General features: G+C 46.5%; 18 protein-coding genes. 10 read left to right on the plus strand and 8 right to left on the minus strand.

Translation table 11 applies throughout. The features are described from left to right. Positions 1-129: 129 nt before the first annotated feature. The 5 genes from BUC01_RS13645 to BUC01_RS13665 all read right to left on the minus strand — a co-directional run bounded on the left by BUC01_RS13645 (position 130) and on the right by BUC01_RS13665 (position 6238). The gene (locus tag BUC01_RS13645; protein ID WP_073313977.1) at positions 130-1866 is read right to left on the minus strand and encodes a helix-turn-helix domain-containing protein; all 1737 of its coding nucleotides are present in this window, start codon (positions 1864-1866) and stop codon (positions 130-132) included. A 4-nt stretch (positions 1867-1870) separates the two neighbouring features. Further along, positions 1871-2308 (minus strand): Fur family transcriptional regulator, encoded by a 438-nt coding sequence (locus BUC01_RS13650; protein WP_025835936.1) that lies wholly within the window; start codon positions 2306-2308, stop codon positions 1871-1873. A gap of 5 nt (positions 2309-2313) precedes the next feature. Then, positions 2314-4263 (minus strand): heavy metal translocating P-type ATPase, encoded by a 1950-nt coding sequence (locus tag BUC01_RS13655; protein ID WP_073313979.1) that lies wholly within the window; start codon positions 4261-4263, stop codon positions 2314-2316. Positions 4264-4829: 566 nt separating this feature from the next. Continuing rightward, positions 4830-5678: a methylated-DNA--[protein]-cysteine S-methyltransferase gene (locus tag BUC01_RS13660; RefSeq protein ID WP_073313981.1), complete on the minus strand. Its 849-nt coding sequence runs from the start codon at positions 5676-5678 to the stop codon at positions 4830-4832. Positions 5679-5719: 41 nt separating this feature from the next. Beyond that, complete coding sequence (locus BUC01_RS13665; protein ID WP_025834378.1) at positions 5720-6238, minus strand: methylated-DNA--[protein]-cysteine S-methyltransferase; 519 nt, start codon at positions 6236-6238, stop codon at positions 5720-5722. A 230-nt stretch (positions 6239-6468) separates the two neighbouring features. Here BUC01_RS13665 and BUC01_RS13670 point away from each other — a divergent pair, with 230 nt between their 5' ends. Together BUC01_RS13670 and BUC01_RS13675 are read left to right on the plus strand one after the other, a co-directional pair. Next, positions 6469-7119: an NAD(P)-dependent oxidoreductase gene (locus BUC01_RS13670; RefSeq protein ID WP_025834380.1), complete on the plus strand. Its 651-nt coding sequence runs from the start codon at positions 6469-6471 to the stop codon at positions 7117-7119. Positions 7120-7226: 107 nt separating this feature from the next. Further along, the gene (locus BUC01_RS13675; RefSeq protein WP_025834382.1) at positions 7227-7652 is read left to right on the plus strand and encodes a DUF3795 domain-containing protein; all 426 of its coding nucleotides are present in this window, start codon (positions 7227-7229) and stop codon (positions 7650-7652) included. A 61-nt stretch (positions 7653-7713) separates the two neighbouring features. Here BUC01_RS13675 and BUC01_RS13680 read toward each other — a convergent pair whose 3' ends face one another. Both BUC01_RS13680 and BUC01_RS13685 read right to left on the minus strand, forming a co-directional pair. Then, complete coding sequence (locus tag BUC01_RS13680) at positions 7714-8364, minus strand: DUF1349 domain-containing protein (protein ID WP_025834384.1); 651 nt, start codon at positions 8362-8364, stop codon at positions 7714-7716. A gap of 34 nt (positions 8365-8398) precedes the next feature. After that, positions 8399-8989, minus strand: coding sequence for a sugar O-acetyltransferase (locus tag BUC01_RS13685; RefSeq protein ID WP_025834385.1), 591 nt, complete (start codon positions 8987-8989; stop codon positions 8399-8401). Positions 8990-9103: 114 nt separating this feature from the next. On the opposite strand from BUC01_RS13685, the gene BUC01_RS13690 reads away from it, so the two are divergent. The 4 genes from BUC01_RS13690 (at position 9104) to BUC01_RS13705 (ending at position 11841) form a co-directional block, all read left to right on the plus strand. After that, positions 9104-9862 (plus strand): response regulator transcription factor, encoded by a 759-nt coding sequence (locus tag BUC01_RS13690; RefSeq protein ID WP_025834386.1) that lies wholly within the window; start codon positions 9104-9106, stop codon positions 9860-9862. Positions 9863-9956: 94 nt separating this feature from the next. Continuing rightward, a complete protein-coding gene (locus tag BUC01_RS13695) occupies positions 9957-10295 on the plus strand; it encodes a DsrE family protein (RefSeq protein WP_025834388.1) in 339 nt (112 codons plus the stop codon). 14 nt (positions 10296-10309) lie between these two features. Then, entirely contained in the window at positions 10310-11218 is a 909-nt protein-coding gene (gene bla, locus BUC01_RS13700; protein ID WP_025834390.1) for a class A beta-lactamase, subclass A2, read from the plus strand. Beyond that, the gene (locus tag BUC01_RS13705) at positions 11215-11841 is read left to right on the plus strand and encodes an NUDIX hydrolase N-terminal domain-containing protein (RefSeq protein WP_025834392.1); all 627 of its coding nucleotides are present in this window, start codon (positions 11215-11217) and stop codon (positions 11839-11841) included. The genes bla and BUC01_RS13705 overlap by 4 nt, the downstream gene beginning before the upstream one ends. A gap of 32 nt (positions 11842-11873) precedes the next feature. On the opposite strand, the gene BUC01_RS13710 is transcribed toward BUC01_RS13705, so the two are convergent. After that, entirely contained in the window at positions 11874-12224 is a 351-nt protein-coding gene (locus tag BUC01_RS13710) for a winged helix-turn-helix transcriptional regulator (RefSeq protein WP_025834393.1), read from the minus strand. A gap of 209 nt (positions 12225-12433) precedes the next feature. On the opposite strand from BUC01_RS13710, the gene BUC01_RS13715 reads away from it, so the two are divergent. The 4 genes from BUC01_RS13715 to BUC01_RS13730 all read left to right on the plus strand — a co-directional run bounded on the left by BUC01_RS13715 (position 12434) and on the right by BUC01_RS13730 (position 14804). Further along, complete coding sequence (locus tag BUC01_RS13715) at positions 12434-12697, plus strand: hypothetical protein (protein WP_025834394.1); 264 nt, start codon at positions 12434-12436, stop codon at positions 12695-12697. Then, positions 12697-13110, plus strand: coding sequence for a type II toxin-antitoxin system VapC family toxin (locus tag BUC01_RS13720; protein ID WP_025834395.1), 414 nt, complete (start codon positions 12697-12699; stop codon positions 13108-13110). Before BUC01_RS13715 ends, BUC01_RS13720 begins: the two co-directional genes overlap by 1 nt. Positions 13111-13361: 251 nt before the next feature. Then, a complete protein-coding gene (locus BUC01_RS13725; protein WP_394363909.1) occupies positions 13362-14261 on the plus strand; it encodes an arginase family protein in 900 nt (299 codons plus the stop codon). A 246-nt stretch (positions 14262-14507) separates the two neighbouring features. Further along, positions 14508-14804, plus strand: coding sequence for a YtxH domain-containing protein (locus BUC01_RS13730; RefSeq protein ID WP_025834397.1), 297 nt, complete (start codon positions 14508-14510; stop codon positions 14802-14804). Positions 14805-14925: the final 121 nt, after the last annotated feature.

Here is a 14925-nt window from a genome sequence, read left to right on the forward strand (position 1 = left end):
ATTTTTGCCGTTATTATTTTGCAAAGGAATAAAATATCGCAAAAATAACTGATATACAGTATGTCATACATATAAAGAATTGTCTCCAAATGTATTAAAAAAAGTAATATATCATTGATATACAAAGTATTACCTTTCCAATTCTTTCTCTGCATTCTTAAACTCGGAAGGAGTCATTCCCGTCCTTGCCTTGAACAATTGGTGGAAAGTAGGCATACTGTTGATGCCTGACGCTTCGGCAATGGCACGCAATGTATATTCAGGATGTTCCTTCAATAAATGCATGGCATAATTCAAGCGGAGATTATTGAGATACCCGTTCAGATTGGTGTCCGTATTCTCTTTTATCATCCGGGCAAAACGGGTATTGTTCATCTTGACCATCCGGGCAAGTTCTTCTCTCGATATGTCGGCGGACAAATACAGGTTATCCCGTTTGATAATATAATCCAGCTTGCCAAAGATTATCTTGTTCATCTGGGCTTCCTCTTCATTGCCGTCGGATGCTTCCGGTTCTGTCTGCTCCGTCTCCGGGAAAGGCTGGTCTTCCGACACTCTCTCGGCATCAGCCCGCAAGCGGTTCATCTCCGTCTGCATGGACATCTGCTCGTTGATGCGCTCCACCAGCACCTGGTTCTTACGCTTGATTTTGCGGTTCTGCACCCACATACGCCACAGGAAGAACAGTGATAACAACGAAATGCAGAGGATGAAGACTAACGTAATGGTACGTATGGTAAGCTGGAAAGCCTGTTCCGCAATGCGGGCTTCCTTCTCGTTCACTTCGTAAAGGTTGTCCAGTTCCAGCGCGACATTGGTTTTATCACGCCGGTAGATGCTGTCCGTTATAGACAGGATGGAAGCACGCAGTGCGGCGACTTTCTCATAGTCTTTCAAGGCAAGATAAGCGTCTATCTCCCGTTGCAGAACGCCGACGTACTGGATATTCAAGGTATCTTGCCGGCGCATCAGCTCCTTGAAGTCGCGGCAATGGTCGAGTACGGCCTGGTACTGCTTGGTTACGAGCAGGTACGGGGTGGCATCGCGCTTACCGGCAGGAGTGTTATAGGCATGAGTGGACTGGTATTTTTTATGATACTCCTTCCCACGTTCCACATCTCCCAGCAAATGGCAGATGCGGGACAATTTGGAATAGACATATCCGTATTGCTGGTCGAGGAAAGCCTCACGCACTTCCGGATTGCCTTTCATTCCGTCCAACAGCTTCTCACGCTGCAAACCTACCTGCAAGGCGTCTTCCAGCCGGTTGTCGTTAATCAGGTATCCCATCTTCACCCCATAGAAATAGGAAAGCATCGACTTGCTCAGTTTATCTTTCCTGCCATCCAGCAGGGCGATTGCCTTATCGAAAAGCTCATACCCTTCCTCTTTCAATGACAGCATCCATTTGTTCTCGCCCATACAGAAGAGTAACTTACATTCCGACTGCCGGTCGTCGAGCCTGCGTGCCAATTCCAGCCCTTCAACCGCGTAACGGTTGCTCTCCTTATATTCGCTCAGGGTATGGGAGATGTCGGCCAGGGTTATGGTCATCTTCAACAAGTGGTCAGGGTGGTTCCCGGAGATAGAATCATGTACATAGGCCCGGCGGGCATAGTGGAATGCCGATTTGTCCTGATACAGGTATGAGTAGACCATGCTACGCAAATCATCCACCATGTATATGGGCAACGCCTGCTTTGTTTCAGCTTCGTCCAGCAGTTGCAACGCGCGTTTCGGCTCATCCATATAGATGTCCGTGATATACTGTTCCGTATATATATCCTTTGTTCCTTTATCTCCGCTTGCCAGGGCAGATGCTGACAGAAAGCCTAACAAGAGGAGACATATATAGAAATGTCTCATACGCTCAATCGTCTGTGTCTATTTTCTTATGGACTGCGCAGTCGGCGCAAATCCCTTTGATTACATAATTAATTCCCGTCTGCATGAATCCCTCCGGAAGCGTGACTGACGGGGCGTGCACACTCCGGATGCAATAGGTCTTATGGCAACGCTCGCAATAGAAGTGCATGTGCTGGTCTTCTACCGTACACATGCAGCAGTCTTCGCAAACGGCATACTTCAACGAACCGCTTCCATCGTCCACACCATGTATCAGGTGGTGGGAAAGGAACAGGGTCAGTGTCCGGAAAATAGTGGATTTATCAACCGTATCGAGTTTCTCTTCCAAATCTGCCATGGACACAGCCCGCCTCATCTCCATCATGGTGCGGAGAATCAACAGCCTCATCGCTGTAGGTTTGATATCCCGAAGGGACAATTTATGTAGATATACGTCTTTCATACTACTCAGAACTTCTTACCTAATATGCGGACCGAATTGAGAACAACCAGCAAAGCCACTCCGACATCGGCAAACACCGCCGCCCATAGCGTGGCAAAGCCAAAGGCACCCGCAATCAGAACCAATATTTTCACGGTGATGGCACCGATAATATTTTGCATCACAATCCGTCTTGTGGCCCGTCCGATGGAAATGGCTGTCGCCACCCGCGACGGTTGGTCGGTCTGGATAACCACATCCGCACTTTCGATGGCGGCATCCGAACCCAGCCCTCCCATCGCAATCCCCACATCACTGAGAGCCAGTACGGGAGCGTCATTCATACCATCGCCCACAAAGGCTACGGACACGTCCGGGGCAGAATTGAGCTGTTCCAGATGGACGGCTTTATCTTCGGGAAGCAGGTCACCGTAAGCCTTGTCAATGCCCAATTCTGCGGCAAAGATATCAACAATCTCCTGTTTATCACCAGATAACATTTGAATATTATCTATTTTTAAAGCCTTTAATTTTTTTATAGCATCCGTGGCATCCTCCTTCAGAGTGTCCGAAAGCAGCAGGCAACCGGCATACCGCCCGTCGACGGCACAGACTACGACAGTGGCTACACAGTCCGTCAGTTCTCCGGGTACGGATATCTTGCGGTCCTTCAATAGGCGGATGTTGCCGACAAGGACTTTGCGGCTTCCTACTTCGGCCTCCAGACCATAGCCTGCCAGTTCATTCAATGTAGTTACTTCCAGAGGTTCCACACCCCGTTCGGCTGCGAAGCGGACAACGGCTTGTGCCACAGGATGGGTGCTCTTCCTTTCTACGGACAGTACCAGGCGCAGCAATTCATCTTCCGGCAGACCGGCCGCCTGTATGGACGTCACGCGGAAACTGCCGGTGGTCAGCGTACCTGTTTTGTCGAAGACGATGGCATTCACGCGGGTGATGGCATCCAGATAATTGCTTCCCTTAAACAGGATACCCATACGGGAAGCCGCCCCGATGCCTCCGAAATAGCCCAACGGGATGCTGATAATCAGTGCGCACGGGCAGGATATTACGAGGAACACCAGCCCACGATAGAGCCAATCGTTGAACACATAGTCGAAGCCCGGATGCACCGCCGCAACAAGTGCGGGAAGGGCTACTATCAGGACAGCCAGAAGCACGACTATCGGTGTATAGATGCGGGCAAACCGGCGGATAAACAGTTCGGCAGGCGCTTTGCGCTCTGCTGCGTCCTGCACAAGGTTGAGGATGCGTGCCAGCGTACTGTGGTCGTAAGGTTTCGTCACCAGTATGCGCACTGCCTGTCCGCTGACAATCATACCGGCAAGGACATCACCGCCTGCGGAAACATTGCGGGGCATGCTCTCCCCGGTCAGCGCTGAAGTATCGAAAACGGCCTGCGGGTTTTGCAGAGTTCCGTCCAGAGGGACACGTTCGCCGGGTTTTACTTCAATGGTTTCTCCCACATTAACGTCACGGGGAGAGACTGTGCGGAGCGTGTTTTCACGATATACATCCACCCGTTCGGGGCGCACATCGAGCAGGCCGCGGATATTACGGGTAGCCTGGTTCACGGCTTTATCCTGCAACATCTCTCCCAGGGTATAGAGTAGCATCACGGCAAGCGCTTCCGGATATTCTCCGATATAGAATGCTCCGAGGGAAGCTAAGGCCATCAGGGAGAATTCATTGAACCAGTCTTTCCGCAAGATGCCCTCCCATGCTTCGCGCATCACAGGAAGTCCCACGGGCAGGAAGCCCAGCAGGAACCAGCAGAATTCAACCACCGGATGGCTGAACCATGTCCACGCCTGATGCTGGAAGATGATACCCGTGATAAGGAATATACCTGATAGCACCGGAGCTCCTATCTTACGAATCATAGATTGCTCTTTCTCTTTGCTCTGCGGAGAAGTATGTGTATGTGCACAACCACACTGACATTTTGTTTCCATAATCTTATATCTTATTATTTTGTCCGGTGCAAAGGTAAGGGATGGAGGGTGCAACCGGGTTGCAAAAGGCTTATACTTTTTCTTTCGCTTGCCCGAAAGAAAAAGTATAAAAAAGAAAGGGCCCGGGCTGAGTCTCCGGTGCTACTCCGGCACTGCCATGCACAGACGGGGCTCGAACTCGCTACGCTCAGACAATCGCCCCTTACCTGCGCCTGATAGCACCTACGTCTATGCCCGAAGGCTGCGCGATGCAGGTGGCTGCGCAATAATTATGATAGGTATGCATATCATATTCTATTTCTATATACCGCACTTCATGCACGCATCTCATACCCAATACTTACACTTCATATTTAATACTCACATCTTGTACCCAATGTACACATCTTGCCCCCACGCCGCAGGTCTCCCGGCCTCACTGTAGGGGCGTCAGCGGAGGCACTGTCAGGCGCAGGTAAGGGGCGATTGTCTGAGCGTAGCGAGTTCGAGCCCCGTCTGTGCATGGCAGTGTCGGAGTAGCACCGGAAGTGCAGCCTTGATTTTTTCTTTGGTATCTTTCTTTTGCATCAAGGCAAAAGAAAGTACGCCGCCTCCCAACCGATAATCGCCTCCTTCCGTACCTCCCCCCAATGGTAATTCCCTATGTCCCCTGTAGCTTTTATCACGCGATGGCAAGGTATCAGAAACGCAACCGGATTCCTCCCGATAGCCGTCCCTACGGCTCTGCAAGCTCCTTCGTGTCCCGATTTTGTTGCCAGGTCGGCATAAGTAGTCAAACCGCCCGCCGGAATTTTCAATAACGTCTCCCATACTTTCAACTGGAAGGAAGTGCCTTTTAAGTGCAGTTTTATTTCGTCCGGTTTACTCCAGTCCCGATAAAAGACAGAGAGAGCATCCTCCTGTTTCCGGTCGAGGCACTGCGTATAGGCAGCATTTGGAAAAAGCTGTTTCAAAGAACCGAGCGCCTCCTCCTCCCCTTCATCCACAAAAGCGAGATGGCAAATACCCTTATCAGTAGAAGCAACCATCACCCAGCCGAACGGAGTTTCGGCAAAAGAATAATTGATACGAAGCGCCTGACCACCGTTTTTATATTCCCCCGGCGTCATCCCCTCGATGTTAACAAACAAATCATACAGACGTCCCGTCCCCGACAAACCAACCTCACAGGCAGTATCGAAAAGTGAAGCATGCGTCTGTTTCAGAATACGCTTGGCATATTCCACATTCAGATATTGCAGGAAACTCTTCGGACTTATCCCCGCCCACTCCTGAAACATCCGTTGGAAATGAGCCGGACTCATATTCACATGCCCGGCTATCGTCTCCAACCGGGGCTGTTCCTGCCTGTTCTCTTTGATAAAGCGGATGGCAGCAGCAATGCGTTCGTAATTCAATTCTTGTTGTTGTTTCATTTAGCAAAAGGGATTATGGCAAAGCCTTATTAATAAAAGAATCACAGCAAAGACACCGCCGATATCTCCAGTTCCAGCAAGAACTGTTTGGCAGGAAGCCCCCCGCCATATCCCGTCAACTTGCGATTACTGCCGATGACACGGTGGCAAGGCACAAATATGGAAATAGGATTCGCCCCATTCGATGCCGCCACGGCACGGACAGCCTTGGGATTCCCCAACTTCCGGGACAGTTCTCCATACGATACCGTCGTCCCATAGGGAATATTCAACAGCTCATACCACACAGACTTCTGAAACTCCGTCCCTACAAAGAGTAGCGGCACACTGAACGTAGTCCGTTTGCCCGCAAAGTATTCATCCAGTTGGGTAACGGCTTGCGCCGTCACTTCCGAACTACCTGTTTCATAACCGGCATGCAGTCCATCCTGCATCCTCTTGTCAATGATGCCTCTGCGCTTCTCATCCACCCAGTCGCACATACAGAGCTTATCTCCGAAAGAACCAAGTATCAACTCTCCACACGGGGATTGATAATGTTGTATCAGAATCCTGTCCATCACCGTCATACACGTTTTTCGATTTATTCTTGTTCAGCATGCAAACATACGGACTTTACGGCTGATAACCGACCCGAAATATGCGAAAATCACTTCCACGCTCCTATTTTTCCTTTTTCGACAAGTATCAGTACTTAGAAGATTAAACATTCCCTAAAAGAACGTCGTTCGTAAAACTTCTTTCACGGAAAGACGGTTGTTATCATATAAACCCTAAAAAAACGAACAACATGAAGAATGTAGTATTGATAGGAGCAAGTGGTTTCGTTGGAACCGCCATCCTGAACGAATTGCTGAACAGAGGCCATAAAGTAACCGCCATCGTGCGCGATGCCAAGAAAATGACCGTCAGCAACCCGAACCTGACAATCGTCGAAGCCGACGTCACCGACACGGATGCCCTGAAAGAGGCCGGCAAAGGAAAAGACGCCGTAATCAGCGCCTATAACCCCGGCTGGAAGAATCCCCATATATACGAAGACACCTTGAAGAACTATCCCCTGATAGTGGAAAGCGCGAAACAAGCCAGCGTGAAGCGTCTGCTCATTGTAGGAGGTGCCGGAACCCTGTTCTATGCCCCCGGCAAGATGGTGATGGATGCTGATGATGTGCCCGCACAGCTTCTGCCCGGTATTAAGTCCTTAGGCGAATTCTACCTGAACACGCTCCGCAAGGAAAAAGACATCGACTGGATATTCCTCTCCCCCGCCGCCAACATGACACCCGGCCAGCGCACCGCAAGGTTCCGCATCGGAAAAGACGACCTGGTGGTGGATGCCAACGGAGACAGCAACATATCTGTCGAAGACTTTGCCGTAGCGATGGTGGACGAGCTGGAACAGGAAAAACATCATAAGGAACGGTTTACCATAGGATATTAAAAAAATAGAGTGTAACGAAGAATCTTTCTTTTTACTTAAATAAAGAAAGATTCTTCGTTACACTCTATTTTTCCGTATCTTTGCAACATTAACAAACACCTGGTACTATGTTCAAGGAAAATATGATTGCCCCCTGCGGACTTAATTGCGGCATCTGCCACGAAACCTTACGAAAAGAGAATCCCTGCACCGGTTGTCTGGGTCCCAACGAAACAAAATCCGACTATTGCGCCAATCACTGTAAAATCTCCGTTTGCAATATTCGCCAAACACTACCCGACCGCTTTTGCGACCAGTGCCCACAATTCCCTTGTAGCGAAATGACGGATAAAGAAATCTGGTATGCCAACACTTATCCCATGGTGGAGTCGCTGATGGGAAATTTAGCCCTCATACGAAAAGAAGGTATGGAAAAGTTCCTGCAATTGGAAGCAGAACGATGGGGATGCCCGTGCGGAGGAACTATTTGTGTGCACACAGGCATCTGTTCCGGTTGCGGAAAGGAGTATACCATCAGAAAACACAAAGAGTAGCTGTTCCTGACCGGACAGCCACTCTATGTTCTATTACCTGAAGTGGCATAAACACAGCGTGTTATTCCGCATTCTTCTTCAACCAATCCAACCTGCGCATATCAGGCAGATGCTTCACCTTAAAATTCTCAAACTTAACCTTAAATCCGTCTCCGTCCGGGCAGGCTGCCATCAACCCTACCTTAACGGAAATATTGTCTTGTAACCATGCATTGCGCATCATTATATACGTCTTATCATCAAAGGAATAGAAGATTTCAACCGCATCCAGACGACGGACTGCCTTAATCCAGATATATGGAACCGGCTTATCCAGAGTAATCACACTCCAATCACTTGTCTTATGGGTGACTACTGTACTCAGATTAAACTTTCCGTCCACAAACTCTATACCTGCTTTGATATAGTTCTCATGGTCGATGCGGAGCATTAGTCCCGCCTGGTCGAAACGCGCTTTATAATCACCTGTTATCTTCACCTTCGCCTCGAACTCGCCACCATAAACCGAATAATAGAAAGGAGCGTCATCTACCGTAAAACCATAATGGGAGATGCGCCAGTAATCGCTTTGCGGAGTGACAAACATCGAAAGGGTTTTATCTTTTATCTCCCACTGTTCGGGTTCATTAAACCATTGCATTTTCTCTAACGTCTGCGCAAAAGAAGTTTGCGCCACAATAGCCATCAACAGGCCAAAAAGTAATTTCTTCATTTTCCGTGTTATTTTAATTAATCGTTATTCTTGTCTATTCGGCACCATACTTCATCTTGTCCGCCTCCGTTATCTGACGAACCACCCGGCAGGGATTTCCAACCGCCAGCACATTGGCAGGAATGCTCTTGGTGACGACGCTTCCTGCACCGATAATCGTATTATCACCGATTGTCACTCCCGGCAGCACACATACCTGTGCACCAATCCACACATTATTCCCCACCGTAATGGGATAAGCATATTCAAGCCCCCGGGTTCTTTGTTCCGCATCCAGCGCATGACCGGCCGTATAGAAACCGCAGTTCGGCGCAACAAACACGTTATCACCGAATGTCACCTTCGCACCATCCAGAATGACGCAATTCACATTTGAGTAAAAGTTCTCTCCTATTTCGATATTGTAACCGTAATCACAATAGAACGGCTGTTCTATCAGAAAAGACTTTCCCGTCCTGCCAAACAATGCGCGGATTATGTCTTCCCGTTCCTTCTTCTGCGAAGGACGCAGGCGGTTCAGCTCATAGCATCTCTCCTTGCAGACGTCTCTCTCCGCCAAAAGTTCCGCATCACTATTGGCATCATACAACTTTCCGGCCTTCGCCTTTTCCTTTTCAGTCTCCATAATTTCCTTATTTTGATGAAATAACAATCTGTTTTCCTTACCTTTGCAAAGGTAAAGGCTTGCAGGCAAACAGGCAATACTGATTAATAACCATTTTTCGCCCCCTCACGCACCATGGATATCATAGATAAACTGAATGAAGAATTGCTGAAACAAACGTTCGCGAAAGAACGGAAACTGACGGAACATCTGGATGAGTATAAGCACATCGCCTCCATGTATGCGCGCACCGAGAATGCCATAGCCGTATTGAGCGATATGAAAACAAACACCAGCTACATCTATTATGGCGGGGTAGCGGAAAAACTCGGACTGGCAGAACGGGACACCAGCAAGACGGTTCATTCGATATGGGAAGAAGAAATATTCGGCCTGATGCACCCGGACGATTTACTGGAAAAGCATTTGCAGGAACTCCGCTTCTTCCATTTCCTGAAAAGCATCCCAAGCCGGAAACGCCGGGACTATTACCTCACGCACAACATGCGTATGCGGGATAATTCCGGCAGGTATGTGCACATTCTGCACCGGATATTCTACATAGCCAACGACTCAAACGGCAGTGTATGGCTGGCCCTCTGCCTCTACAACTTTTCCATAGATACCTCTCTGAACTGCATCATCATCAACTCCACCAACGGGCAAGTCTTGGAATTGGAAAAGCAAAGCTGCAACGACCTGCTGTCCGACAGGGAAAAAGAAGTCCTGCAACTAATTGATAAAGGGAAAATGAGTAAAGACATCGCCCGTATATTATCAATCAGCATAAACACCGTGAACCGGCACCGGCAGAATATTCTGGAAAAGCTGCAAGTGAGTAACTCCATTGAAGCCTGCCGGGTAGCAAAGGAGTTGAATTTGCTGCACGCCTGATAAGAATCGAGTTGTGCTATAAAAAAGTCTCAAAATTATCGTACCTTTGAGCGATAAGATAAAAATCTATTTCACATTCATATTATAATAATCCATGAACGATAAACTTAACATCCTTTGGACAACGGATAACAAAGACACAGTCTTCAATATGTTATCAATGTATGCCATCAATTCCTTAAATAGAAAATGGTGGGATAAAGTGAATGTCATAATTTGGGGAGCTGCAGCCAAACTGGCGGGAAATGACACGCAAGTGCAAACCGAAATATTAGAAATGCTACATACAGGAGTAACCGTTGAAGCCTGTAAAGACTGTTGCGACCGCTTTGGAGTAACAGAAACCTTAACTAAGCTTGGAGTATCCGTACGATATATGGGAGAGCCTCTTACCCAATACCTAAAAGCTAACGAGAAGATAATTACAATTTAAGATTTATATTAACCATGAAAGTGAGCACCTTTTTAGTCTGCATGTTACTGACCTCTTTATTCAGTGCCTGTAATGCCACCAAACGGAACCAACAGAAAGAACTGGAACAGCAAATCGGGCAAGTCCTGAAAGATAAAAAGGCAACTGTCGGCGTTGCCGTATTAGCTAATGATACAATCATTGCACTCCATAACAATCAGATTCATTTCCCCCTGTTCAGCGTCTTCAAGTTCCATGTGGCACTGGCCGTTTTAGACAAAATGGATAAGGGGCACGTAAGTTTAGACAGCATCATGGAAATAAAAGCAGCCCAGATGCTACCCAACACGTACAGCCCGTTGAGACAGAAATTCCCCGACCGGAATTTCGGCATATCCCTGGGAGAGCTGTTAAAATACAGTATATCATTGAGCGATAACAATGCCTGCGATGTACTCATTGACTACGTCGGTGGTATAGATAAAGTAAATAGCTACATAAAATCATTAGGTTTGAAAGACTTTAATCTGGCAGCTAATGAAGACCTTATGCACCAGGATGTGGCAACCCAGTATCAAAACTGGAGCACTCCGGAGGCAGTAGTCAGATTACTGAATATAGCCGACAAGCAAACACTGTTTGCCGCCGGATACAAAGATTTCTTATGGCAAATCCTGAAAGAGACTTCCACAGGTACGGACAAACTGAAAGGACAATTGCCTCCTGATGTTATCGTCGGACACAAAACCGGTTCTTCCGACAGAACACCCGAAGGCGTGAAAACCGCCGACAACGATGCAGGCTTCATTATCCTTCCGGACGGACGGAAATATTATATCACCGTCCTCGTCATGGAATCGCAGGAAACCGACCGGGAAAATGCAGCCATCATCGCCCGTATATCCAAGATAGTATATGATTCTTTAAATCCCAATATCCAATGAAAGAGAACAACGCCCCTCTCTGGCTCGAATGGGCCAAAGAACTCCAGTTCATAGCTCAAGCCGGACTGACCTATTCCAAAGACCCTTTCGACCTTGAACGTTTCGAACGTATCCGCGAAATATCAGCAGAGATAATGAGCCACCAGAGCGACCTGCCAGTAGAAAAAGTGAAAGGCTTGTTCTGCAACGAAACAGGCTTTCAGACACCCAAACTGGACACACGGGCTGCCATCTTCAAAGATGATAAAATTCTCCTGGTAAAAGAAAAGGCCGGTGTATGGTCTTTGCCGGGTGGTTGGGTGGATGTGAACCAGACCATCAGGACCAATACAGAGAAAGAAGTAAAGGAGGAAGCGGGATTAGATGTGAAAGCAGTCCGCCTGATTGCTGTGCAGGACAGGAATCTGCACAACATACCGCCATACGCATATAATGTTTGCAAGGCTTTTGTACTGTGTGAAGTAACAGGCGGAAGTTTTCAAAGTAACATCGAAACGACTGAAAGCAGATATTTCTCTCTGGATGAGATACCGGAGTTAGCGGAAGAAAAGAACAGCAAAGAACAGATTGCCATGTGCTTCGCTGCTTATCAGGACGAGAACTGGGAGGTGCAGTTTGATTGAGGCATCTTCTACAGCCTTTCAGCAAGCCTCCCCTATTCTATCTCCAGAATCTCCTTCATCCTCGGTCGGAAATCATCTCCCCATGCTTCAAGCAGTTCAATTATGGGAATTAAAGTTCTTCCGGTCTCAGTGATGGAGTACTCCGAATGGGGCGGAAGTTCCGTAAATATTTTCTTCTGTATCATTCCATGCATTTCCAATTCCTTTAATTGCTGGTTTATCACCCGCGGACTTGCATCGGTAAACAAACGATGTAGTTCACTGGGACGCTTAGGACCTGTAACCAGTTCCTGAATGATGCAGGATTTCCACTTCCCGCCAATCACCTCCATGGTAATCTTGATGCCACAATCAATATCAAAAGGAATTTTCTTCTTATACATATACTCAAGTTTTGCACAAAAATAGGAATATTGGAAGAAAGATAAAAACCATAATGATACATTTCGTCATTATCTTCAAAATCACCCTGTCTTCATGACTAAATGTTATATTCGTTTTATTACTTGAAAAAGACAGCAAACTATTTTCAGTTCGCCCTTGTTTATTACATGAAATACAGTACTTTTGCATAAAGAAAGGAGAACATATTATGGAACTGTCATTAAATCCCACGGAGTGGTATATGAAGTTATTAGCTCCGCTAAGCCCGGATATTAAATTGGATTTAATCAGCAAATTGTCTGAGTCTTTAAAAGAAAAGGTAGCTCATCCTGCAAAAAAGACACCTAATTCCGAAAACTTCTTTAGTGCATTGTCTGGTGCATGGGAAGATAGTATTTCGGTAGAAGAGGAAATGAAATACATCAGAGAAAGCAGGACTAGCAATAAAACCAGAAAAATGAATAATTTCTGATGAAGACCAAAGGCTATTTATTAGATACTAATATTTGTATCTCCATGCTTAAAAACCAACATGGTGTTCGTGAAGCAATATTGAAAGTAAAACCGGAAAACTGTTATGTATCCGAAATAACGCTTGGAGAACTTTATTTCGGTGCATCCTTCAGTAACAATAAAGAAGAACGTTTAAAAGACGTTGCTTTTGTGGTTGACCACTTTAAAGTAATTCCTGTTTCCGAAACATTACCTTTATTCGGAGATATTAAAGCGGATTTAAGGAGAGAAGGAAAACTAATTGATGATTTTGATATATTAATAGGTTGTGCAGCCATCCTTAATCATTTAACAATAGTCACAGATAATATAAAACATTTAGGCAGGCTGCCTGGTATCATTGTTGAGAACAGGACGAACCGCTCCATTTAAACTTGGATTTATTCTGGTAATATATAGCCAAATCGCCCCACTACATTATCATAGATGTAATGGGGTGTTTCTTTATTATATTGTACCCTCATACTCTATATCTCATGTAACAACTCATCCATAGGGATAAATTTATCACTATATGAATAATTTAGCCGTACTTGTATAAAACCGAAGGGCTTCCTATTTTTGTACCTAAAAAAATGAGAAGCTTTTTAGCATCCATCGCATTAATCATTGGAGCCACTTCAATGTATGCACAAAAAAACAGTAAAGATATGAAGAATGAAACGACTCCTCTCCGCCTGATTTACCCGCAATGGCAAGGTGGAATTGTAGATCACTGGATGCCTGATATTCCTGCGGAAGACTCTTCCAGAGGCTATTATTTAGGCGCACAACTCTTAAACCTGCTGGCTCCCGAAAGCAACCAGAAGACTGTGGAAGTTCCGGTTTCACTGGACATAAACGACCGGGCCATAGAGAAAGGCATCAGCGCCCGCAATGTCATCGTAAAACAAAGCAAAGCAGCACTCGATATACTTAATGAAAACAATCCGGACCGGATTATCACCCTCGGCGGGGAATGCTCGGTGAGCGTTGTCCCGTTCACTTACCTGGCGGCTAAATATCCTGACGATATAGCCGTAGTCTGGATAGATGCACATCCTGACATCAACCTGCCTTACGATGCATACAAAGGTTATCACGCAATGGCCCTCACAGCCTGTCTGGGTATGGGTGATGAAGAGATTATCAATATGCTACCCGGTAAATTCGATGTGTCCAAAACATTGATTGTAGGTTTACGTTCGTGGGACGAAGGTATGCAAGCAAGGCAAAAGGAATTAGGCATAAAAGGTCTGGCTCCCAAATACGTGGCGGAACATAGCACCGCCATCATGGAGTGGCTGAAAGGAACAAGAGTTTCCAAAGTCGTCATCCACTTCGACCTGGACGTGATAGATCCTGCCGACATGATTGCAGGAGTAGGCGTTGAACCTGACGGGATGAAGACCGAGGAAGTGATACGGGTGATTAATGATATAGCCGCCAAGTATGATTTAGTCGGCCTGACCGTAGCCGAGCCCATGCCCCGCATTGCAATCAAAATCAGAAATATGCTGAACCGCTTACCTTTATTTAAATAACAAGAAAAACACCTCTGTTTTTCCTCTACGATGAATGGGGCGTTCATCGTAGAAAAACAGGGGGAAACTCTACGGGGAACCAAGCATTCATCGTAGAGCTGGTAAAAGAGCGCTCTTTATCAGAATTTACGAAGTGTGAAATAGTAGTAATTCTCTTCTCCGCCGTTGAACCAATGCCCCGCGCCTTCTGTTGTCTGTGCAATAATAGAAAGTAATTTAGTTTTTAACCATTAAACCTTTTAAATTATGACTTGTAAAGATTCTCATTTTCTGATTGGACTGGGAGTAGGTTCAATCTTAGGAGCGCTGGCATACGGTTTTGCCCGCAGTTCAAGAGCTAAAAAAATGAAAGCAGAAGTATGCGATGCCCTGCACAGAATTGAAGGACATACCGAAGACTTGCTGGAAGCTGCTAAAGAAAAGGCATTGTATGCCGGAGAAAGAGTAGCGGACAGAGTAGCCGACGAAACTTCCGCCATTGCCGGAAAAGCAAATGACCTCAAAGGCAAAGTGCACTCACTGGCCGACGAAGCAAAGAAGTAAACGAACCGATTCTAACTGTAAAGGCAGAGAAAGACGGATAAATATCCGCTTTTCCCTGCCTTTACTTTTTTCGGTCACGCCAAATATCATTTATATGGCTTCCATCCATCAAGGTTCGTTT

The sequence above is a fragment of the Bacteroides stercorirosoris genome, from assembly GCF_900142015.1.
Taxonomy (GTDB): Bacteria; Bacteroidota; Bacteroidia; order Bacteroidales; family Bacteroidaceae; genus Bacteroides; species Bacteroides stercorirosoris.

Bases quoted from the DNA above. Each gene is read 5' to 3' on its own strand.
- BUC01_RS13645 (WP_073313977.1), bottom strand. From the start codon at position 1,866: ATGAGACATTTCTATATATGTCTCCTCTTGTTAGGCTTTCTGTCAGCA.
- BUC01_RS13650 (WP_025835936.1), bottom strand. From the start codon at position 2,308: ATGAAAGACGTATATCTACATAAATTGTCCCTTCGGGATATCAAACCT.
- BUC01_RS13655 (WP_073313979.1), bottom strand. From the start codon at position 4,263: ATGGAAACAAAATGTCAGTGTGGTTGTGCACATACACATACTTCTCCG.
- BUC01_RS13660 (WP_073313981.1), bottom strand. From the start codon at position 5,678: ATGAAACAACAACAAGAATTGAATTACGAACGCATTGCTGCTGCCATC.
- BUC01_RS13665 (WP_025834378.1), bottom strand. From the start codon at position 6,238: ATGGACAGGATTCTGATACAACATTATCAATCCCCGTGTGGAGAGTTG.
- BUC01_RS13670 (WP_025834380.1), top strand. From the start codon at position 6,469: ATGAAGAATGTAGTATTGATAGGAGCAAGTGGTTTCGTTGGAACCGCC.
- BUC01_RS13675 (WP_025834382.1), top strand. From the start codon at position 7,227: ATGTTCAAGGAAAATATGATTGCCCCCTGCGGACTTAATTGCGGCATC.
- BUC01_RS13680 (WP_025834384.1), bottom strand. From the start codon at position 8,364: ATGAAGAAATTACTTTTTGGCCTGTTGATGGCTATTGTGGCGCAAACT.
- BUC01_RS13685 (WP_025834385.1), bottom strand. From the start codon at position 8,989: ATGGAGACTGAAAAGGAAAAGGCGAAGGCCGGAAAGTTGTATGATGCC.
- BUC01_RS13690 (WP_025834386.1), top strand. From the start codon at position 9,104: ATGGATATCATAGATAAACTGAATGAAGAATTGCTGAAACAAACGTTC.
- BUC01_RS13695 (WP_025834388.1), top strand. From the start codon at position 9,957: ATGAACGATAAACTTAACATCCTTTGGACAACGGATAACAAAGACACA.
- bla (WP_025834390.1), top strand. From the start codon at position 10,310: ATGAAAGTGAGCACCTTTTTAGTCTGCATGTTACTGACCTCTTTATTC.
- BUC01_RS13705 (WP_025834392.1), top strand. From the start codon at position 11,215: ATGAAAGAGAACAACGCCCCTCTCTGGCTCGAATGGGCCAAAGAACTC.
- BUC01_RS13710 (WP_025834393.1), bottom strand. From the start codon at position 12,224: ATGTATAAGAAGAAAATTCCTTTTGATATTGATTGTGGCATCAAGATT.
- BUC01_RS13715 (WP_025834394.1), top strand. From the start codon at position 12,434: ATGGAACTGTCATTAAATCCCACGGAGTGGTATATGAAGTTATTAGCT.
- BUC01_RS13720 (WP_025834395.1), top strand. From the start codon at position 12,697: ATGAAGACCAAAGGCTATTTATTAGATACTAATATTTGTATCTCCATG.
- BUC01_RS13725 (WP_394363909.1), top strand. From the start codon at position 13,362: ATGTATGCACAAAAAAACAGTAAAGATATGAAGAATGAAACGACTCCT.
- BUC01_RS13730 (WP_025834397.1), top strand. From the start codon at position 14,508: ATGACTTGTAAAGATTCTCATTTTCTGATTGGACTGGGAGTAGGTTCA.